Raw genomic sequence first — 22,123 nt, 5'->3', positions numbered from 1 at the left:
TTTTTATGACGGGGTATGTTGTTGTATACGATGCCCCGATTATTTTTTCGTTATATGAAACAACCCTCTAGCATTGAATATCTACATGTCCATTTTCTTCCCCCTATCCATAAAGATGGTTAAGAAAGCCGCCACAAACATGATGATGGCCAGCATACGTAATAAATCATTGAAACTTGATGTCAGTGCTTGGTAATGAATATCTCGGTAGATCACACTGAGCGCGATTTGTTGGGCATTACTGCCCACTTCTTGGTATTGCGCTGTCAACTGGTCTAATCTTTCAATGAAAATCCAGTTCTGTGGGTTCATATACTGATTCAATTGCGTCACATGCACGGCAGTCAGCCAATCGAGCGATGAGTTGATCAATGCCAATCCAACAGCGCCACCAATATTGCGCATCAGGTTATAAATACCACTTGCATCGGCAACTTTAGCCAGTGGCAGCGTACTCATTGCCAGATGCGAGACCACGATCAAACAAATCATCAGACCAATGCCACGATAAATTTGTGGCCAGAACATAAAGTCATAATCGCTGTGAATACTGAGATGTGAATTGAGCCAAACGCCAAAACCCGCCAAAATCATGCCAACAAACACGGTTTTTCGGGTATCAAAGTTTGGAATCAACCATGCAAGGAAAGGCGCAAAACAGAACATCACAATCCCTGTCACCATCATGATATGTCCGATTTGACTGCTATTCATTTCTCGGACTTGCCCAAGAAATACAGGAATCATATAGCCCAAGCCATATAAGGCCATACCAATCACAAAAGTAATGATGCAGCTTAAAGTGAAGTTTTTGTTCTTAAATACACTCAGATCCAGCAAAGGTTTAGGCTGGGTAAAACTGCGTGAGAAGAAGATCATGCCACCAATCAGGCAAATGATAAATGCAACACGCACACCTGTATCGGCGAGCCAATCATGCCGCGCCCCTTCATCCAAGAAATACTCTAAACCACCTAAAAACATGGCCATACCAATCAAACTGAACCAGTCCATACTTTTGATCAGTGAATAATTGGCGCGGTCTATATTTGGTCCAGAGTAAATAATTGTCGCAATCAAAATACCGGGGATGATGTTAATCAGGAACATCCAGTGCCATGAGAAATTATTGGTCAACCAACCACCAATGGTTGGGCCAATGGCTGGACCTAAAGTACTGATCATGCCAAACATCACCAACGGCAAGGCACGTTTTGCTTCAGGAAACAGCAGGTATAACGCCGTCATTGAGGTAGGAATCATGCCGCCGCCCATAAAACCCTGAATGGCGCGAAATACCAACAGGCTTTCCAGATTCCATGCCAAAGCACACAGCAAAGAACTAATCGTGAATCCGATCGCACAAATGGTGTAATAAATTCGAGTCGAGAGCACCCGAGAGACAATACTGGACATTGGAATTGCAATAATTTCAGCAATCAAATAGACCGTTTGCACCCATGTCACTTCGTAACGACTGGCACTCATGCCTGCCTGCACTTCATTCAAAGAACTTGCAACAATTTGAATATCCAGAATTGCCATGAAATTACCAAAAATCATGGCAGCAAAAATCAGCCAAGCTGTTTTTGGCGCAAACTTCCACTCATCTTGGTTCGGTTTATTCATTTTCTTATATCCAAAACTTTTCTGATTAAGTTCTTAAATCAACAGTCGCGCTGACGGACATTCCAGGTTTTATAAGGTCAATATGTGGACTTGAATCAATGGCAATCCGCACAGGAATACGTTGCACCACTTTATTAAAATTTCCTGTGGCGTTGTCTGGTGGCATGAGTGAAAAGGTCGCGCCAGATGCTGGAGAAAAGCTTTCGATTTTCCCTGTATAAGTCAGACTTGGATAAGCATCAATTTTTAATTTAACTTCCTGCCCAATATGCATTTTCTCGATTTGGGTTTCTTTGAAGTTTGCTTGTACATACAAACTTTTCTCAGGAATAATTGCCATTAAACGTGTTTGTGGTGAAACACGAGAACCTTTCTGGATCGAAAGACTGCCGACCTTTCCTGTAACAGGGCTAATCACTTTTGAAGATGAAAGGTCAATCTGGTAAAGATCCAAAGTCGCATTGGCATTCTGAATATCTGCCAGTAGTTGTGCACGACTGGCTTGTAAACTGCCGAGCTGTGCCTCTGCGGCATTAACTGCAGCTTGGGCTTTACTCAATTGTGCTTGAGCCGTTAAATATTGGGATTGTATGCCTTCAAAATTTTGTCGGGTAATCACCCCGTCTTTGAGTAAATCTTGATAACGATTGAAATCTTTTTTCAAACGAGATAAATCTGCTTGGGCAGCAACCACACCACTATTGGCTTCACTAATCGATGATTTTGCAGACTTTTCATTCTGTTGCTGAACAGCAAGCGCAGCTTGTTTTAAGGTGACTACTGATTTCGCCTGATCATAACGTGCCTGATAATCACGATGATCTAAAATAGCCAAAGCTTCTCCTTTTTTCACAAACTGATTGTCATTAATAATCAATTCAACGACTTCACCTGAGATTTTTGGCATCACCCAAGTGACATCAGCTTGGACATAGGCATTATCGGTAGATTGATAGAATCGATAGACCAAAAAATAATACGCGATGCCTAAGATCAGAAATAAGATGAGTACACTAAACACAACCCAAGTTATTTTTTTTCGACTTTGGAAATTAGTATCAGTTTCGAGCTGAGCTACGTTATCCATATTTATTCCGCTATTTTGTAATATACAGTTTTTATTTTGAGCCACGGTTAAATGGTCATCTTTTCACGTAACTTTTCACTTAATTGTGTATAAATAAATAGTTACAATGTAATAATTGGCGCAAATTATCATTCTTAATGGAATAATATGTCATTGACCATTTGTGCATATCATTTTTCTATTTCTGCCAATTGTTCGAATGGTATAAAGCTTTTATTAAAGATTTGTGAAATTTTAGCACAAGCATAAATGATTCGTGTTTTCATTTGTAAAAAATTAAACCTATATTATTGTTTAATTTAAATAAATTATTAAATTCAGCTTCACTAATATTTTTACCATTTAGTTTAATCATCTTACTTTTCTAATCTATTTATGAGCATAAAAATAGTAAAATGCCAAAAAGCCGAAGCGTTATAGAAATGTAATTTTTGCAAAAAAAGTGATTTTTCTCCTATTAATTTTCATATTTTAATTCAATCAAATTGTGCACTATCGCACAAATAGTTTTTGCAAAAGTGAATAAAGTATTTAAGCTAAACAAATCATTAGAATTAATAACCTAAATGTGCTAATTCATTACTTTGCATAGTAAAAATTTAAAGTATTGCTAAATACTGCTGTTTATAGGTCTTGCTCAGATGTGAACTATATCAACTTAGATACCGGTAAGTTGTAATCTGATCAGACAAAACAACCAGAAAATTGGAAAAATAATATTGATCTAAAAGAAGGACTGCTTATGGATTCTGGACTAATCACACTTTTTCTACCGATCGCCTTGGCGATTGTCATGGCCGGGCTGGGTTTGGAGCTCACACTCAAAGACTTTGCACGAGTAAGCAAACATCCCAAAGCGGTGATCATTGCTTTGTTTTGTCAGCTTATTTTATTGGTCGGCATTGCATTTTTAATTTGTAAAATATTGGCTTTACCGCCGCTTCTGGCAGTCGGTTTGATGTTACTTGCCGCTTCTCCTGGTGGATCAACCGCAAATCTATTCAGCTATTTGTATAAAGGTGATATCGCACTAAATATTACATTAACCGCAATTAATGCCATTATTGCCGCCATCTTTTTACCGTTTATTGTCAATTTCTCAATTTTGCATTTTATGAATGAAGGCCAACAAGTCGGACTACAATTTGCAAAAGTCCTGCAAGTCTTTGCCATCATTCTGGTCCCTGTTTGTATTGGGATGCTAATCCGTCATTATGCGCCGCATACCGCAGAAAAACTGAATCGCCCTGTGCGCATCTTTGCGGTGGTTTTTCTTGTCATTATCATCCTTGGCGCAATTATAAAAGAACGAAATAACCTGATCGAATATATCGGGCAAATTGGCTTTGCAACTGCCTTATTTTGTGCAATTAGTCTATGTGTCGGTTATTTTGTACCACGACTGTTTGGAATCAGCTCTTATCAAGCTCGTGCATGCGCGTTTGAGATTGGTATTCATAATAGTACGCTGGCCATGACCATTGCACTCACCATTATGGCGAGTACCACCATTGCCATGCCTGCTGCGGTCTACTCAATTTTTATGTATATTTTCGCGACTATCTTTGGGACTTTGATTACACGATTTGGCACTCAGGAAACGATTAAAGCTTAACTTTTTTAAATCATCACCGCCATAGCATATAAAGAAATATGCTATGGCTTTTATTTAAATCCAGTTTTACTCACCGCTTCCAACTGATTTCTAAGTGCTTTGGCTGACCATGCTCTGGGTGTGATTTCAGCTTGTTTAATTAACTCAATCAGCTTTTGATTGATTGGTGCTTTTAAATTTAATTGCGTTGCTAAACGAACAACTTCACCATTAATCCAGTCAATTTCGGTGGCTCGCCCCGCCATAAGATCATCTGCCATTGATGAGCGTGCCAACGGATCAATCGCCAGCATTTTCTTGCTCACGATATTGAAAATAGAATTGGGCAGTTTTAATACAAATGGCACGAACTGTGCTGGTAAAGCGGTCAATTGTGCAGGCTTAATTTTTGCGATTTTAAGTAGCTCTAAAGCTTCAATCTGCGCCATTGCCAAGCATTGACGATAGGCTCGAATTGAAAGTTGCTGTTTGAGTGGTAGCTGAGATAACGCATTCACTGAATTATTCAGATTTAGTAATAGCTTTGCCCATTGAATTGCCTGCATATCATCTTCAAGTTTCAGTTCAAGCTGAGCGCTATTAAATGCGATGACAAGCTCATTCAAGCCCGCATGTTTTTTCACATACAGCGCCCCATCTGTACCTTGATGAAAAACCCCATTTCCCAAAGCAGCGACATTAAAAGGCACCATACCTTCAAGAATTGTATGTTCGGATAAAACCTGCTTTAGAATTCCGACGTTACTTAAGCCATTCTGAAAACTAATAATGATGGTATTTTTCTTAAGAGTTTCTTTTAACTCATGTGCAACTTGTTCGGTTGCGGCAGACTTTACACAGACAAAAATGATATCAGCCTGAGCAGCAATGTTTGGATCAGTACTAAGTTGCAGCTTACTCGCTGGAACACTATTCTTTTCACCTAGATAGTCCGAAACAGTCAGTCCATAGCATTGCAATTGTTGTTGTATTTGGGGACGCACAATAAAGTCAACATCATACCCTGTTGCTGCTAATCTTCCACCAAGATAACATCCAATATTTCCAGCCCCATAAATACATATTTTCATTGATTTTCCTTGCTGGATTCTATTTCTTAACAACATCACTTTAACCCAAAACATGGAGTTAAGTTGTCACTTGGCTGACAAATTTATTTCTAAGCACAGAATTTAAGATTGAGCAAAGTTCATTCAGGAACATCTTCTTTTTCTTTATTTTTTAGTGCCCCATGCCATTCTGCCAATACATAACCCATTCCATAAATGTTATGGATGAGTTTAGGAAGAAAATTACGGTCAATCTTATTTCTTAAACGACTAATCGCCACTTCAATCATTTTAGTGTCTGCATCGTGGGTTATATCCCAAATCTGTGAAGCGATTAATGCTCTCGGTAAGACCTCTCCACGTCTACTCATGAATAACTCAATCAATGCATATTCTTGAGCTGTAAGATTAATCCGTTTTCCCGCTCGGCTTACACTGCGTTTCCATAAATCAAGTTCAAGGTCGGCAACACAAATTCGATTGATTTCATGATTCCACTGCTCTCTACTCAATAGACCTTTGATCCTTGTGAGAAGCTCTACCAAAGTAAATGAAAGGCCAAGCCCTTTCATTCGCTCTTCAATTTGATCACGCGCAATCAAAAACAAAATAGGCATGGTTTTTCCATTCTTGCCCACATCATGCAAAATATTCCAGCCATTTAAACCAGCAAACATAACATCCAAGACCACTAAATCATATTCACTAAACAATAACGCAAGATGCTTACCTGTTATTTCATCTGTGACCCAGTCGACCATATAACCTGCTTCTGATAATGCTTGGTTAAGATAACTCCCTATTTTTTGCTCATCTTCGACTAGTAATATTTTCATCTTAAACCTATTAAAGCCCTGCTTAAGAAGATAATAACGTTGTACTACTTTAAATAGTTTTGAATGACATAAATGTAATTTTGGTGTCATTTCAATGTTCATTTCTGCAATAGATCAATATAAAAATTCAGCTTTTGAAGCAAGATAGATCTGCAAAAAGATGCTTTAAGACGTTTCGCCGAGTTCATAAAAAATAAAAGCCTAGCAATTAAGCTAGGCTTTTAGATATTCCAATAACAAGGTTTATTGAAGATTAGGATCTGCCAATAAAGTTGCCGCGGCAAGTTTTCCTAGATTATTTGAAGCCAATGGGCTATCACCTGTTAATAGTTTACGATCTTGATGAACCTGCCCTGTGATGCCTTTATTTAAGATTTCGACACCTAGCTTTTCAAGATTTTCCCCCACTAACCAAGGCAATTGTCCTGGCATATAGCCGATATCAATATTTGCACCTTTGTCTAGGGAATCAGGGAACACACAAATCTTGTAGTCCTTAAAAATATAATTCTGCGGATCTTCATCTACAGCTGCTGCAAGCAATGAGGCTGGCCCATGACATAACGTAATCACATATTTATCATTTTTAATGGCCCACTTTAATAGCTGTTTGACTTCTTTACTTTCTGGAATCTTAGCAAGAACACCATGTCCACCCGGAATAAAGATACCCGCATAAGGTGAATCTGTACTTAAAGCTTGTTCCAGAATATCTGCTAACTTCAACGGTGCTTTGAGTTGCTTTTCATATTTTTTATACGTATCTAAGACCACTTGTTCTTCATTCGGCATTGCCCACATTTCCAATTTAACTGGATTGCCCGAAAGTGTTGCCACATCAAAGGCAAAACCTGCATTATCCAAGTGGAACATTGGCAATAACATTTCAACTGGATGATTTCCCGTAGAAAAGAATTTTTCGTTTTGCATCAAGATATAACGTTCATCTGTTGCAATCATTAAAATCCGTTTGTCGCCTTGGTATGGATTTGGGTAAGTCGTGCCATCGTAATCTGTTTTTGCCGAGGTGTATTGGCTCAGCGAATATGGCGATGGGAAAAAAGCATTGTCTTCTGCATGGTCTGGACTTGGGTTGCGATCATCAGGATTTGTTGTCATTTTGAGATTCCTCATCAGGTCGTTATGTTTATATGCATACTGCTTGAGTCACCTGCCACACTCAAGTTTTGAGTATGAACAGGCATGGATTGAACACAATTAGGCAAATTCAGACTTAATTTCGAGTACCACTTTGCCCGTATGTTGGCTGCTTTCCAGACATTGATGTGCCTGAGCTACTTCATCAAATGCAAAAGTTTTATAGATCATTGGCTTGCATTGATCCGCTTCAATTAAAGGCCAGACAAACTGCTCAAGTTCTTGGGTAATTTGGGCTTTCTCAACATTGGTTCTGGCACGCATTGTCGAACCTGTGACAACTGCCCGTTTTAACATCAATTCTTGTATATCAAAGCCATCGACTTTTCTGCCACCCATAAAACCGATAATCACCAATCGACCATCACGCTTTAATAATCTCAGGTTTTGATTAAAGTAAGCGGCACCAATAATATCCAAAATCACATCTACACCTTGACCATCGGTTTGGGCCAAAACTTCTTTTTCAAAATCCTGTGTTTTGTAGTTAATTACCTGTGATACTGAAGCTAATTTTTCAACTTTGTCACCACTCCCAACAGTGGAGAAGTTCTTAATACCCATCGCATGACATAAGCTGATTGCTGTGGAACCAATACCACTGGCTCCACCATGGATCAGTACGGTTTCATTCTTTTTCAACTGTCCAATCTGAAATAAATTTGCCCAAACGGTAAAATAGGTTTCAGGGATAGCAGCCGCTTCGACAAAACTCAGATTCTTTGGGATTTTTAAGGTTTGGTTGGCTGGTACCGCACAGTATTCTGCATAGCCACCACCATTCGTCAGTGCACAGACCTTATCACCGACCTTGAACTTTGTGACGTCATCACCCACTTGACTAATTACACCTGAAACCTCTAGCCCAGGGATGGGAGTGACCCCTTTAGGCATTGGGTATAATCCTTGACGCTGTAGAATGTCAGGTCGGTTGATTCCTGTTGCGTAGACTTCAATGAGCACTTCATCTGCTTTAATCTCTGGTCGAGGTCCTTGAGTCACTTGTAATACTTCTGGACCGCCCGCTTGTGTAATTTCGATATATTTCATTTGTTCTACGCTATTTTGATTCATTTAATCATGACTCCATTTGAGTATTAGTATCGGCATGTTTTGGAGGAAAACCAAATTGCTTTTTGAATTCTCGGCTAAATTGAGAAGAGCTCTGATATCCAACAGCATAAGCCGCTTGAGCCACACTTTGGTCTGCGTTTTGCAACAATTGTTTTGCCTTATGCAACCGAACCACTTTCAAATATTGCAATGGTGAATATTGTGTGACTTGTTTAAAGGCCTTATGAAATGCAGAAGTACTCATATTGGCCTGTTCTGCGAGCATCTCAACTGTTAATTTTTCGGTAAAATGATGTTGAATATATTCACAAATTTTATAAATCGGTCTGAGATTGCCCTGAGCGACCAAGCCTGTTAAGGCATCCGCACCTGAATGTTGAATAACGCGATAAAGCAATTCCCTTTTAATTTGATCCCCCAAGATCAATACATCCTGTTCAGACGTCAATGTATTTAATAAACGGATAAGAACATTCGATATCGTTTGATCATACCGGATCACACTCATTCCTGTGGTGAGTGGCTTAAACTGGTAATTTTCAAAATAGGTTTTAGCCAGTAGCTCATTTACAGTATCTGCCTCTAACTTCATGCTGATCGCAATCATTGGTGCTTCTGGACTGGCAATAGTGTCACAATCAAAGGGCATGGAAACTGAGACAATTAAACATTCGCTTTGCTTGAATGAATAAGTCTCTGTGCCGATATAGCCACGTTTTTGCCCTTGCAATACAAACACGAGGGTTGGTTCTTGTAATACTGCAATCGGTGGTGTGTTGTGGTCAACACGCATCAAGGTAATGCCATCAATCGAGGTAGCAAAAAAACCTTCTTTATGTACCAGTTTTAGAAATAAATTGATCAGTGTTTGGTCATTCATCATGTGTCGTCTGATGATTTGAAATGTGATTTTTATTATTAAATAGCAAACAGATAAAAACTGTTAGTTTTATGCAGAATTAGGCATGGAAAAGAGAGTTTTGTGAAGCCTAGCTTTATCTCACTAAAATAATCTCCAAGTTCAGGCACTCTTTCCATACACCTGATGCTCCCCAGTCTTCTCCCTCAAAACCATGATTATTTGACCGTCTCCTAGCTTTCAGATAATTTAAAATATATTTGGTAGTTCTTAAAATATTTATTAATTAAACGGTCTTCCCATTCTTTTACATTATTGCAAGAGGCATCAATAGCTACATTAACACAAGAAAAAGGTGCATCTAGATATTTTGTAAAAACTACAGGAAATCCTTTTTCTTCATAGATATGAGTTGCTAGAACTTTTCCTAAGCCCTCCTCATAAAACTCGAAAAGTTCCAATTTTTGTTCTTCACAAAATTTATATATATTAAGCTCTACAGCTAATATTTCTTGATCGCCCTGCTCAGACCAAATTGATTCCGACATTGTTAACACCTTATTTATGTTATTCGATAATTTAGTTTAGATTTATCGTATAAATACTAACACCGTCAATCTAATAAAACTGACTCGAATCCAACATCTGTAAGGTAATCTTTTTCACTTCATCACGACTTTGCATAATATGCGCTTCAATCGCATTGATCGCTTGTTCAGTGTGTCGATCGAAAATAAAACCCAAGATTTTTTGATGTTCTTGATAAGTTGCGTCAATCCGATAATCTTTAGAAAAATCCAAACGGCGAATAATCCGAATACGCTCACTTAAGTCTCGATGAATCCGCGCCATTTCATTATTACCTGAAGCTCGGACCAAAGCACAATGAAAATCCTCATCTTGCTGAGAAAGTTGTTTAATGTCTTTTAAATACTCAGAAGGTTGTATTAACCAGAGGTCTTTTAACACCGACAGCTCAACCGAATTGTGGTGGTCAATCTGACAGAGTTTCCGAATTGAATCTTTTTCTAGAACAATACGCACATCGTATAGCTCTTCATAGTAACGAAAATTGAGCGGTCGAATCTGCCAACCGCTCCGAAAACTCACATCAACATAGCCCTCTTGTTGCAAGCGATACAAGGCTTGTCGGATTGGGGTCCGACTCACATCATAGGCTTTGGCAACTTCTGACTCAGTAAAGCGTTCACCTGGCATCAATTTGAAATCAAAAATATCATTCTTGATGCGTTGGTAAACCAGCTCAGACAAATTGTCTGAGCCTTTAGTTGTACTTTTTATGTTGATGTTCGCTTCTTTCATTCAAGCTTATTCCATATAGACCAATGGTTCACCACTGTGTACGGTTTGCCCTGCTCTACAAATAATGGCCTTAACAATACCATCCTCTTCCGCATAGACAGGTAACTCCATTTTCATGGCTTCAATAATAGCAACAGTTTCACCTTTTTTAATCTCTTGACCATGTTCCACAAAGATCTTCCAGATATTACCTGTCATTGATGCATTTAAAGAAGAAAGATGGCTGTAATCGACCTGATTGGCTTGTTCTACATGCTGTTCAGGTTGTGCAGCAAATTCCTCTTTCCAGCGACTCACCTCAGTACTAAAGGCCTGTTGTTGCTTCTCCTTAAATGCAGCAATACTTTCAGCCTCTTTGTCTAAGAACTGCACATAGTCGGCATAGTCAAACTCAGTTTCTTCAATCTGAATTTGAGCGCGACCATTTTCAAAATCTGCGCGCCACTCATTCAGTTCAGCTTCAGTCACAGGGAAATATTTAATCTGGTCAAAGAATTGCAAGAACCATTGTTTATCACCAAATTGCTTGTTCTTTTTAAACTTGTTCCAGATCGGCAACGTTCGCCCAATCAGCTGATAACCACCCGGTGAATCCATACCATAAATACACATGTACATCCCACCAATACCAACAGTACCTTCCGCAGTAAAAGTACGTGCAGGATTGTACTTAGAGCTGAGTAAACGGTGACGTGGATCAATCGGCACCGCACATGGCGCTGTTAGATAGACATCGCCCAAACCGAGTACTAAATAATTGGCGTCGAAAATAATGTCTTTGACTTCATCTCGATGTGCAAGCCCATTAATTCGTTGGATAAAATCAACATTATTCGGCAACCACGGCGCTTTAGCACACACACTTTCCTGATAACGCTCCACTGCACCTAAAGTCGCACTGTCCTCAAACGCCATTGGCAAATGTACAATACGCGATGGAATCTTAAGCTGGCTTAAATCGCCCATTTCATCTTCAAGTTTAAGCAATTGATGAATGAGCTCAGCTTGAGGAATCACCAGACCATCATATTTGATTTGTAGTGAACGTACGCCCGGTGACAGTTCCAAAACACCTGCAAGATTGGCATCACGGATCATTTGAATCAGTTGATGCACACGCAGACGAAGCGCCAAATCTAAAACATTTTCACCATATTCGAGTAAGATATAGCTATCACCTGCTTGGCGATACACAGTTTTTGGTGATAAATCAGTTGGTTCACGTTGAGCCAAAATGGTGGTAAACACGTCTTGAACAGGTTCAATGGTTTCAACGACTTTGGTGGCATCTGCAAAGTTCTGAATATTATCGATTTGCTTACGCTCTAACGCATTGGCTTGTTCCGCCGTGATAGGATAAAAACGGATTTTGTCATCGGCTTTCAGTTGGCCTACTTTCCATAACTCGGCTTTGGCAATGGTCACAGGACAAACAAATCCACCAAGACTAGGACCATCTTTTGCCAAAATCACAGGGAAATCACCGGTAAAGTTGATCGCACCAATGGCATATTCACAGTCATGCACATTGGATGGATGTAGACCGGCTTCACCGCCATTCTCTCTTGCCCAGCTCGGTGTCGGACCTGAAAGTCTGACCCCTAAACGGTTTGAGTTAAAGTGAACCGTCCACTCAGAGGCAAAGAATTCTTCCACATATTCAGGTTTAAAGAAATCAGGTGCGCCGTGCGGTCCATACAGCACTGCGATTTCCCATTCATTGCTGTATTCTGGAATGAGATCTTTGGATAAGGCTTGTGGTGTCTCCGTTGCCAGCGGTAATTCCGCACTGGCAAGTTCTGCATCAACCATTTTGATCATGTCGCCAACACGTAAAGTCCGTCCTGCATGACCACCAAAATTACCTAATGCAAAGGTTGATCGGCTACCCAAATATAGGGGTACATCCAGTCCATCACGCACGGCTAAGTAAGTACGGCAGCCGGAAGCCACTTGACCTATTTTTAAAGTTTGACCTGCTTTGACCTTAATCGGTTGCCAAAAAGCAATAAGTTGATCATCTAGCACAGCAGTACAGCTCGCGCCTGTGAGTGCAATGGTGGTATCAGCATGGAACTTTAAGCTTGGCCCCACCAAGGTAAATTCAAACCCAGCTGCTTTTGCATCATTACCCACAATGCGATTAGCCAGTTGGAATGCATAATCATCCATAGGACCTGATGGCGGTACACCAATATCCCAATAGCCTGTACGCCCTGGATAGTCTTGAATTGAACTGAGTGTACCTGCTTGGATCACTTCAATGACTTTTGGTGAATAGTCAAAATCATCCAGCATACGTGTCCAGATTTGCATGGATTCAAATCGTTGGTCAGAAACAATCGCACGTGCATAGTCCAAGTTGGTGCTGATGCCATTTAAACGTGTTTCAGCTAAAACCACTTTTAGTTTTTCAATCGCAGTAGCTCGATCTTCCGCATGCACAATAATCTTGGCAATCATTGGATCAAAATACTGGGAAATTTCGGTGCCTGTTTTCACCCAAGTATCAACACGAATACCTTCTGGAAATGAGACTTCTGTAAGCACACCCGGACTTGGCTGGAAATTTTTAACAGGATCTTCAGCATAGACTCGGACTTCAATTGCAGCCCCTTGCGGTTGGATATTGCTGAGATACTCCCAATCCAATGCATCGCCAGCCGCGACTTTGAGCATACACTCGATCAGGTCAAGACCTGTCACCATTTCCGTTACTGGATGCTCCACCTGTAAACGAGTATTCACTTCAAGGAAATAAAACTCATCCCGCTTGGCATCATAAATAAACTCAACCGTTCCTGCACTGCGATAATTCACAGAGCGCCCCAGTTCTACTGCAGCTTGATGTAACTTTTTACGGGTTGCTTCAGGTAAGTTCGCCGCAGGTGTTTCTTCAACCACTTTTTGGTTACGACGTTGCAATGAACAATCACGCTCACCAAACGCAACTACTTGACCTTTACCATCCCCAAAAATCTGTACTTCGACATGACGTGCTTTATCAATAAAGCATTCAATAAAAACACCTGCGTCTTTAAAGAACTGCTCACCTAGGCGTTTCACGCTTTCATACGCATCTGCTAGTGCTTGTGGGGTGTCGCAACGGGTCAGGCCAATACCACCGCCACCCGCAGTGCTTTTGAGCATGATTGGATAACCAATCCGCTCAGCCGCAGTCAATGCTTCCTCCAAACTGTCCAACAAGCCTGTACCAGGAGTCATTGGTACATGCGCCGCTGCGGCAAGTTCACGTGCACGGTGTTTTAGACCAAATTCTAGAATCTGTTCTGCAGTTGGCCCCATAAAGGCAATGTTATTTTCTTCACAAGCACGAGAGAAATCTGCACTCTCAGACAGAAAACCATAGCCCGGAAAAATTGCTTCTGCCCCAGTCTGTTTAGCGGCTTGAATCAGTTTTTCGATACTCAAATAAGTATCAGCTGGTTTTAAACCATCTAGTGCAATTGCGACATCTGCATCCTGTACATGCTGTGCATAACGGTCGCTGTCCGAATAAACCGCGACACTGGTAATGCCTAATTTTTTCAGCGTTCGAATTGCTCTAACAGCAATTTCACCACGGTTTGCAATAAGTACGGTCTTAAACATGATGATTTCCCCCTAAAAATTAATTGGCTGCATTTGCTACTTGGTTATTGCGATGTTGGATATACGCTCTCCAACCGCCAAAATGGCTGATATTCTCCGCATCGCCTAAGCCATAGGGTTCACAAATAAAACCTTTAACCCAACGGCCATCTTCAAGTTCGACATTGCCCATACCCAATGGGGTTGGAATTTCTGCTACAAACTCACCGAAGCGTGCTGTTGGTACATCCCAAAGCTCGACAATGATGCTTTGTCCATCTTGCTGACGAGCCAAACCTGGTTTTGGCGGAACCGTGCCATTCAAGGCATACAGCGCATAATCCTGAGAGGTTTTGGTGGTTTCGACATGCACGGCACCACGCGTGGTGAGTTGGAAATTCAGTGGCATTCCCGTTAGATGTGCCCCTACAACCGCAACACGAATATGGTGAGGAGACAGCAAAGTCGGTGCACTTGCTACAGCTAATGTCTTATCTAAAGCACCGAGTTTCAGTGCTAAATAGTTCTGCCATGCTTTGCCGAAATGCACCAAGGCTGCATCATGCCAAGCAGGTGCAATTAAGGTGATACCAAAAGGTAAGTTGTCAGCTCTAAAGCCTGCAGGTAATGCCAAGGCACTTAAATCAGCGAGGTTGGTGAAATTGGTATACGTGCCGAAATGCGCGTTGTATTCAATCGGGTGCTGTTGTATTTGTTCAATGGTATAAATCGTTGGTGAAGTTGGCACGATCAAGGCATCAAACTCAGCCAAGCTAGCTTGGATTTTTCGAGTCAAATCCTGTTTTAAATATTCAGCATTGTAGGCATCCACTGCTGAATATTTTTCACCTTGTTGAATAATTTCTAAAACGGTCGGATCAAAATCAGCAGCATTGGTTTTGAGGAGATCGGCAGCCGCTGCAGTGCGTTCTGCCACCCAAGGGCCTTGATAAAGTTGTGCTGCAAGTTGCTCAAAAGCAGAAAAATCAATTTGAGTAATTTCAGCATTTAAGCTTTCCAGTAATTGAATGGTGTGTTGAAAGGCTTTTTCTGCTTGCTCGTCACCAAAGAAGTTCAATTTATTCGGAATGGCAAATTTCAATTTGCTGGAAAAACGTGCAGGTACGTTTTTAGGATGCTGACGTGAATAGCTATCTAAAGTGTCATAAGCTTCGACTTGAGCAGCCACCAATTCAGCATCAGTCACTGTGAGAGCAAAGATTGAAATACAATCAATACTTTTTACTGCAGGTAATAAACCACGATTAGAAAAGCGCCCTTTGGTTGGCTTTAAACCGACAATATTATTAAATGCTGCTGGCACACGTCCTGACCCAGCGGTATCTGTTCCTAAAGAAAATGGAACTAAACCTCTTGCTACCACACTGGCAGAACCTGAACTTGAACCACCACTGACATATTCAGGTTTAAAACTATTCGGTACAGCCCCAAATGGCGAACGTGTGCCAACTAAGCCTGTGGCAAATTGATCAAGATTGGTTTTGCCAACGACAATCGCTCCTGCTTGTTTAAGTAATCGAACCGTTTCAGCATCTTGTGTTGCAACACGATTCAATGCCTTGCATGCTGCCGTGGTAACAAAACCAGCGACATCAATATTGTCTTTGACTGCAAACGGCACACCATAGAGAGGAAATTGTTTTTGCAGATTTTCCGCATCTTGAGTCAATTGCTTTAAAGATTGAATTTGTTGCTCAACTAAATCTGCACTCGCAAGAGAAATCCAAGCAACGTCCTTAGGATCAAGTGCTGAAACTAACTCCTGCAAAATATCGAGTTGAATTTCTTGCTTTAAATACGCTGTTTGCCATTCAGAAATTGTCCAGCCTAAAGTTTTTATTTCGCTCACTTTATGAATCCTATCTTGTATACAAGTTTGAATAGATAAAAGCAGAAAGCGTGCCAAAAGTATTTTTAATATATAAATCAATAACTTAGTAAAAAACTAAAATACTAGTTCGTTTGAATGGTTAATGATGGTGCTAAAAAGATTCGACAAAAATACCTATGCGCTATAACTCAGCAAATTTTTATTGAGAGAGAAAGGATCAAAACAAAGACCATGAAATACTATTTAAATTATTTATATTTATAAGATTATTTATTTACTTTTAGATAGTTAGCTAGATCTTCAAACTCAGTTGCGACAGCCTGAATTGCTTGCTGCTCCATGGCTCTAAACTTCTTGAGCACCACTTGCCCCAATTCGGTTAGCACTGCACCACCACCATGCGTTCCGCCTGTTTGGGTATCGACCAGATTGGAATGAAAGCATTGATTCATGGTATCCACCAATTGCCATGCACGGCGATAACTCATATCCATAGATTTCGCGGCTTGGGATATTGATCCTGTACGATGGATTGCTTCAAGTAGCTCAGCTTTACCTGGACCAAAAGCAATCTGCTCATCAGATAAGATTCGCACATGTAGCTTTAATTGTGCTTTTGACATTGCATATTACCCAAGATTTGATGATGTATTTCACACCATCAAATCCTATCATTTTTAAATTAGAAGTGAATCACGGTACGAATCGACTTACCTTCATGCATTAGGTCAAAGGCATGATTAATATCGTCCAACGGCATGGTATGCGTTACAAATGGTGCCAACTCAATTTCACCTTTCATTGCATCTTCTACCATTTTCGGTAATTGGCTACGGCCTTTTACCCCACCGAAAGCAGTTCCCATCCATTTACGTCCTGTCACCAACTGGAATGGACGTGTTGAAATTTCCTGACCTGCACCTGCAACCCCAATAATCACCGATTGTCCCCAACCGCGATGTGCGCATTCCAAAGCTGAACGCATCACATTGGTATTGCCGATACATTCAAAAGAATGGTCAACGCCCCAACCTGTCATTTCAACAATCACTTGTTGAATTGGCTGATCATAATCTTTTGGATTTAAGAAGTCAGTTGCACCAAACTGCTTTGCCAGTTCAAATTTATCTGGATTGGTATCTACTACAATAATACGTCCAGCTTTGGCCTGACGTGCACCTTGTACTACAGCAAGACCAATACCCCCCAAACCAAACACAGCAACGCTATCGCCCTCTTGTACCTTCGCCGTGTTATGTACCGCACCAATCCCTGTGGTTACACCACAACCGAGTAAACACACTTGTTCATGGTTGGCTTCTGGATTAATTTTTGCCAAAGACACTTCTGCAACGACGGTATATTCACTAAAGGTTGAACAACCCATATAGTGATAAATCGGTTGTCCATTATAAGAAAAACGTGTTGTGCCATCTGGCATCACACCTTTACCTTGAGTTGCACGAACAGCAACGCATAAATTGGTTTTTCCCGATTTACAGAACAAACATTCCTTACATTCAGCGGTATACAACGGAATCACATGGTCACCGACTGCAACACTGGTCACACCTTCACCAACTTGCACCACTACTCCAGCACCTTCATGACCCAACACTGCTGGGAAAACACCTTCTGGATCATCACCTGATAAAGTGAAGGCATCGGTATGGCACACTCCTGTATGGGTAATTTTAATCAGGACTTCACCCGCTTTAGGTGGTTCAACATCAAGCTCTACGATTTGTAATGGTTCGCCTGCGGCAAAGGCAACGGCTGCACGAGATTTAATCACAATGACACTCCTGAATTTTACTTTAAATAAGATTTAAGAATTTTACTGACTTGAATGAGCTCTTGACTGCGTTGCAACTCGGACGATTCACCAACAACTAAGGTATCTTTGAGGTGAATTTCGAGAAGTTCCGTCATCAAACCATTTAATGCTCCACGAACTGCACAGATTTGCTGCAAAATATCAGCACATTCTGTGTCATTTTCCAATGCACGTTCCACACTCTGAACCTGACCTTGAATTCGTCTTACACGCGTGAGAATCTTTTTTTTATCCTCTAACTGTTTAGGCATAATGTTGACCACATTAAATCTAAAAATATACTATACACCAGTATAGTACTTAAGCTCAATATTTGTTGATCTAGATTCTATTAAGGCTGTGTCCATTGGAGTGTATTTACATAGAAAATTAGATTATTGAAATGATAACCCATTGATTATCTTTATAATTACATTTCACCCTTGGAACAAAACGGCATTTAGATATATAAGAAAATCAATCATCTATACATTACTGTTGGATCCACACGCTTGATCAATAAAATGATAAACAATTCATACCATTTTAAGATAATGACACTTGTTATCATGTTAGGAATTGGTGGCTGTTCTTTGCCACCCAATCAGAACCATGATCGGAGTAACTCCTTGCATACGAAAACAAAGTGGATGAATGATCCACAAGCCGATCTTAATATTGAAAAAGGTTTAACTGCATTTTTAGCATTGGATGATGCCTTTTTAAGTATTGCTTCCCGTATTCATTTAATTCGAAATGCCAAGCATCAATTGGATTTACAATATTATATTTGGAATGACGATGCCATTGGCAACATGATGCTGCATGAGTTGCTCAAAGCAGCTGATCGCGGAGTAAAAGTCCGTTTATTGATTGATGATCAGAATGGCATAAAACTAGATAAAACCTTAAAAGCCCTCGCCCAGCATCCAAATTTTGAAATCCGTATTTTCAATCCTTATAAGTTTAGGCACTTACGTTTTATTGATTATGTATTTAGACTGAAACAGATTAATCATCGTATGCACAATAAGCTCACTATTGCCGATCATTCAATCGCAGTAACGGGTGGGCGCAATATCAGTAGTGAATATTTTGAGGCTAGTGACCAGTTTCAGTTTAGCGACATGGATATTTTGTTCTACGGTAAAGCCGTTGATCGAACAGAACAGGTCTTCGATGAATTCTGGTCAGATAAACTCAGCTATTCAACACAACAATTAATGGGTTCTGGTACGCCTCAACAACTGGAAAGTTTAAGAAATACTTATAAAGCCTTAGATCAAGTGGATACACCCACCGAAGATAAACTCGAAGCCGCTCAAGATTATTTAAAATTACGTCTACAAAATTATCCAATCCAATGGGCAAAAGCACATTTTGTCGCAGATCATCCGAATAAGGCCTTAGGACAAGCCAAAGATCAGGAGCTTTTATATGCTCAAGTTCTGAACATTATGGGTAAACCAGCACAACATATGGAATTAGTCTCGGCTTATTTTGTTCCTACAAAACAAGGAACCACCTACCTCAATCAGCTCTCCAAAGATGGTATCCAAGTCCGTGTATTGACCAATAGCTTGGTGGCCAATGATGTCGCCGTGGTGCATTCTTTTTACAGCCAATACCGTAAACCACTTTTACAAAATGGCGTACAACTGTATGAGTTTAAACCGAATATTGAACGTAAAAAACGGACTTGGTATGAAATTGCGACAGGGAGCGTGATTCCTGTAAAAGGTAAGAACCGTTCAAGTTTGCATGCCAAATTTTTTGATGTTGATGGAAAAGTTTTTATTGGTTCGTTTAACTTTGACCCACGCTCTGCCCATTTAAACACTGAAGTTGGTTTAGTAGTGGAATCTGATCATTTACAAGACCAAATCACCGCCATGCTGGATCAGCATTTATTACAAGTGGCTTATCAGCTCAAATTAGATCAAAACGGCAATATTGTGTGGTATGAACATAAAGAAAATGGTGAGGTTATTGAGCACCATCACGATCCTGAAAGTACCAGATTCCAACGTTTTACCATGCACTTTGTGTCTTATTTTCCCGTTGAATGGATGATGTAAATCATCCATTCAATAAGATTTAATTTGCTGAATTGACCTCTTTTTTCATTCTAAAGAGCGATATTTTTTTAATTATTTTGTGCTAAGTTACGATTATAATTAACATAAAAGATAACCATATGATTTCGGAAAAAGATTGGAAAAAATATTCAGCAAGTATTTGCTGTTGCACACAAGTCATCTTTACATGCGTCTATTGCAACAGTAGATCCTTCAGGGCAGCCGACCATCACCCCTATAGGCACAATCTTTTTAAATGACAACCAAACCGCTTATTTCTTTGATACATATACTGAAAAGCTAAGTGAGAACCTTATTCAAAACACCCAAGCTTGTATTCAAGCGATTAATACCAATAGGTGGTTCTGGTTAAAGTCCTTCATCAAAGGTCATTTTGATCATCATTTTGGCATACGCTTATATGTCGAAATTGGTGATTTACGTCCAGCCACGGAACAGGAAAAGCTTGCCGTTGATCGGCGGACTAAACCGCTACAATCGACAAAAGGAAGTCAATTGATTTGGTCTGAATTTACTCATGTAAGAGAATTCAAAATCAATACGTTTAGATGGGTTAAATATCCTCGGATGATGGCACATTTAACTTAACCCAAAGTCATTTCAAACAAACACAGCCCTTCTATCTCTAACGGCATCTTAATCTGTGTAAAAGATGCCTGTTCAAGTGCATCCAAATGCTCTTGTTTGGTCATATAAAGCTGATCATTTTGCATCGCATGTGCTGCACACAAATGATCACACACTAAATAATAGCCTTGAGGTTTTAATAGGGTTTTTACGATTTTATGAAAATCGGTTGCATAGCATTTATGTCGAAGCTCATGTAATGCTTGATGGATAATAATCAAATCATACTTCTGAGAGAATGTATTCTGCCAATCAGCAGCTTTAAAGCTTCCAATAATATAGGTTGCCTGTGCTCTTTCAACAGTATTGAGCTTTTCTTGTGCTAGTTGATGCATCGCTTCTGAAAAATCAAAAGCAGTATATTCAATGTTAGTAAGCTGTGAGAGCAAATGTTGGGCTAAAAAACCAGGCCCAGAACCAAGTTCTAGTACCTGATATTGTTCAGAAACATGCTGTCTAATGAGATTGGCATAATACTCAAAGAAGTCCTTGCGCCACGGCCTTTTTATATTCGCCGTTTCTTGCCATTCCAAAGCATCAGCGAAATTTCTTAAATCAATTGGGCTTGCGACATCCTGCATTTATTTCCCCCTTATTTATATTTATACCAAGCCAATTTGTTCAAAAAATTGCTTATAGGCTTCAGCTTTCTTTTCCAGTGCTAATGGATAGGCTCGCGATGATGACGGTAATCGGTATAAATTCAGCTCTCGATCAGCATAATTTACCTGCACCGACTGTCCAATCATAGGCTTACTAGCTTGCTCTGGAAAGTGTAACATCAGCGTATCTGTTGCTTTATCGCCTGTAGTCATGATGGTATGGCACATTGGAATTTGTTCCAGTAATTTGGATAAATCTGTAGGCGTGACAATTTCTAAAAATTTATCAGAAGCATTACCTTGCAAACGTTTCACTTGATAGGCTGTGTCAAAAATTCCTACACCAATTTGAGTTAAGAACTCACGAATCAGTTGCTCTTTAAAGTTTTTATTGGGCAAATCTAAAAAGTGATCTTTATCATTAAAAAAGATCAGACCAAAGATTCGCCACATATCATTTTGATAGTTCGGATAGTAAAAATCCATCTTCCAGCGAGTTTGCGGCGGCGGAAAACTGCCCAACATTAGTAGCTTTGCAGTCACAGGTAAAAAAGGTTGCAATGGATGTGTTTCTATTTCTATATCAGTCATTTATATAAAGAGCCAAATTTTAAATTGAGTGAAAAATCTTTTGAATTTATTATAGTAAATTACATTGTTTATGAATAATCAACTGCTTAGCTACACTTTCTCTTTTATCATAATTATTTTCGCTCAAGTCATTCACTAATTGATTGGTTTTATTTTCTATCTCATTTTGTTGTTTACCAAGCAAAAAACCAGCATACACATCATTGTTGATTTTATAGTGTGTATTCAAATCCATTAAAAATTGATCAACTTTTTTATCTTTTTTTAATTCTTTAATTGTAAATTTAGAAATTTCAAATCCGTGAGCCATAGCTA

The 22,123-nt window shown here is 39.8% G+C and carries 18 protein-coding genes and 2 pseudogenes; 3 read left to right on the top strand and 17 right to left on the bottom strand.

The features are described 5' to 3' along the window. Window positions 1-81 precede the first annotated feature (81 nt). Window positions 82-1,629 (bottom strand): DHA2 family efflux MFS transporter permease subunit, encoded by a 1,548-nt coding sequence (locus WA352_RS06130; RefSeq protein ID WP_005203801.1) that lies wholly within the window; start codon window positions 1,627-1,629, stop codon window positions 82-84. Between the two features lie 25 nt (window positions 1,630-1,654). Then, window positions 1,655-2,716 (bottom strand): HlyD family secretion protein, encoded by a 1,062-nt coding sequence (locus tag WA352_RS06125; RefSeq protein ID WP_033132850.1) that lies wholly within the window; start codon window positions 2,714-2,716, stop codon window positions 1,655-1,657. A gap of 742 nt (window positions 2,717-3,458) precedes the next feature. On the opposite strand from WA352_RS06125, the gene WA352_RS06120 reads away from it, so the two are divergent. Beyond that, complete coding sequence (locus tag WA352_RS06120; protein ID WP_033132851.1) at window positions 3,459-4,331, top strand: bile acid:sodium symporter family protein; 873 nt, start codon at window positions 3,459-3,461, stop codon at window positions 4,329-4,331. 50 nt (window positions 4,332-4,381) lie between these two features. Here the strand turns inward: WA352_RS06120 and WA352_RS06115 are convergent, their stop codons facing one another. The 12 genes from WA352_RS06115 to WA352_RS06060 all read right to left on the bottom strand — a co-directional run bounded on the left by WA352_RS06115 (window position 4,382) and on the right by WA352_RS06060 (window position 18,161). Further along, window positions 4,382-5,401 (bottom strand): 2-dehydropantoate 2-reductase, encoded by a 1,020-nt coding sequence (locus tag WA352_RS06115; protein WP_033132852.1) that lies wholly within the window; start codon window positions 5,399-5,401, stop codon window positions 4,382-4,384. 119 nt (window positions 5,402-5,520) lie between these two features. Continuing rightward, window positions 5,521-6,216, bottom strand: coding sequence for a winged helix-turn-helix domain-containing protein (locus WA352_RS06110; RefSeq protein ID WP_033132901.1), 696 nt, complete (start codon window positions 6,214-6,216; stop codon window positions 5,521-5,523). A 243-nt stretch (window positions 6,217-6,459) separates the two neighbouring features. Continuing rightward, window positions 6,460-7,335 (bottom strand): glyoxalase III HchA, encoded by an 876-nt coding sequence (hchA, locus tag WA352_RS06105; protein ID WP_033132853.1) that lies wholly within the window; start codon window positions 7,333-7,335, stop codon window positions 6,460-6,462. A 99-nt stretch (window positions 7,336-7,434) separates the two neighbouring features. Next, entirely contained in the window at window positions 7,435-8,448 is a 1,014-nt protein-coding gene (locus WA352_RS06100) for an NAD(P)H-quinone oxidoreductase (RefSeq protein WP_033132854.1), read from the bottom strand. A 4-nt stretch (window positions 8,449-8,452) separates the two neighbouring features. Then, window positions 8,453-9,331, bottom strand: coding sequence for an AraC family transcriptional regulator (locus tag WA352_RS06095; RefSeq protein ID WP_033132855.1), 879 nt, complete (start codon window positions 9,329-9,331; stop codon window positions 8,453-8,455). Window positions 9,332-9,540: 209 nt separating this feature from the next. After that, on the bottom strand, window positions 9,541-9,855 hold the full coding sequence (locus tag WA352_RS06090) for a hypothetical protein (protein ID WP_033132856.1): 315 nt from the start codon (window positions 9,853-9,855) through the stop codon (window positions 9,541-9,543). Window positions 9,856-9,925: 70 nt separating this feature from the next. Beyond that, on the bottom strand, window positions 9,926-10,630 hold the full coding sequence (locus WA352_RS06085; RefSeq protein ID WP_033132857.1) for a GntR family transcriptional regulator: 705 nt from the start codon (window positions 10,628-10,630) through the stop codon (window positions 9,926-9,928). A 6-nt stretch (window positions 10,631-10,636) separates the two neighbouring features. Then, a complete protein-coding gene (uca, locus tag WA352_RS06080; RefSeq protein WP_033132858.1) occupies window positions 10,637-14,242 on the bottom strand; it encodes an urea carboxylase in 3,606 nt (1,201 codons plus the stop codon). Between the two features lie 19 nt (window positions 14,243-14,261). Beyond that, the gene (atzF, locus tag WA352_RS06075) at window positions 14,262-16,091 is read right to left on the bottom strand and encodes an allophanate hydrolase (RefSeq protein WP_033132859.1); all 1,830 of its coding nucleotides are present in this window, start codon (window positions 16,089-16,091) and stop codon (window positions 14,262-14,264) included. Window positions 16,092-16,339: 248 nt separating this feature from the next. Continuing rightward, window positions 16,340-16,696, bottom strand: coding sequence for a winged helix-turn-helix domain-containing protein (locus tag WA352_RS06070; protein WP_005203818.1), 357 nt, complete (start codon window positions 16,694-16,696; stop codon window positions 16,340-16,342). Between the two features lie 59 nt (window positions 16,697-16,755). Further along, window positions 16,756-17,865, bottom strand: coding sequence for an S-(hydroxymethyl)glutathione dehydrogenase/class III alcohol dehydrogenase (locus tag WA352_RS06065; RefSeq protein ID WP_026057450.1), 1,110 nt, complete (start codon window positions 17,863-17,865; stop codon window positions 16,756-16,758). A 20-nt stretch (window positions 17,866-17,885) separates the two neighbouring features. Beyond that, complete coding sequence (locus WA352_RS06060; RefSeq protein ID WP_004653592.1) at window positions 17,886-18,161, bottom strand: metal/formaldehyde-sensitive transcriptional repressor; 276 nt, start codon at window positions 18,159-18,161, stop codon at window positions 17,886-17,888. A 297-nt stretch (window positions 18,162-18,458) separates the two neighbouring features. Between WA352_RS06060 and WA352_RS06055 the strand changes: the two genes are divergently transcribed. Together WA352_RS06055 and WA352_RS06050 are read left to right on the top strand one after the other, a co-directional pair. Continuing rightward, a complete protein-coding gene (locus WA352_RS06055) occupies window positions 18,459-19,967 on the top strand; it encodes a phospholipase D family protein (protein ID WP_033132902.1) in 1,509 nt (502 codons plus the stop codon). Between the two features lie 119 nt (window positions 19,968-20,086). Then, window positions 20,087-20,576: pseudogene (locus WA352_RS06050) on the top strand (pyridoxamine 5'-phosphate oxidase family protein). On the opposite strand, the gene WA352_RS06045 reads toward WA352_RS06050, so the two are convergent. From WA352_RS06045 to WA352_RS06035, 3 genes and pseudogenes are all read right to left on the bottom strand, one after another. Beyond that, window positions 20,573-21,196 carry a class I SAM-dependent methyltransferase gene (locus tag WA352_RS06045; RefSeq protein ID WP_005313613.1) on the bottom strand — a complete coding sequence of 208 codons (624 nt, stop codon included), beginning with the start codon at window positions 21,194-21,196 and terminating at the stop codon, window positions 20,573-20,575. The pseudogene WA352_RS06050 and the gene WA352_RS06045 overlap by 4 nt on opposite strands. A 21-nt stretch (window positions 21,197-21,217) precedes the next feature. Next, window positions 21,218-21,808 (bottom strand): uracil-DNA glycosylase family protein, encoded by a 591-nt coding sequence (locus tag WA352_RS06040; protein ID WP_005313610.1) that lies wholly within the window; start codon window positions 21,806-21,808, stop codon window positions 21,218-21,220. A gap of 49 nt (window positions 21,809-21,857) precedes the next feature. Next, window positions 21,858-22,123: pseudogene (locus tag WA352_RS06035) on the bottom strand (hypothetical protein); the annotation flags it as partial.

This window comes from Acinetobacter sp. 102 (genome assembly GCF_037028485.1).
GTDB classification, from domain to species: Bacteria; Pseudomonadota; Gammaproteobacteria; order Pseudomonadales; family Moraxellaceae; genus Acinetobacter; species Acinetobacter higginsii.
This window is presented reverse-complemented; position numbering and strand designations above follow the sequence as displayed.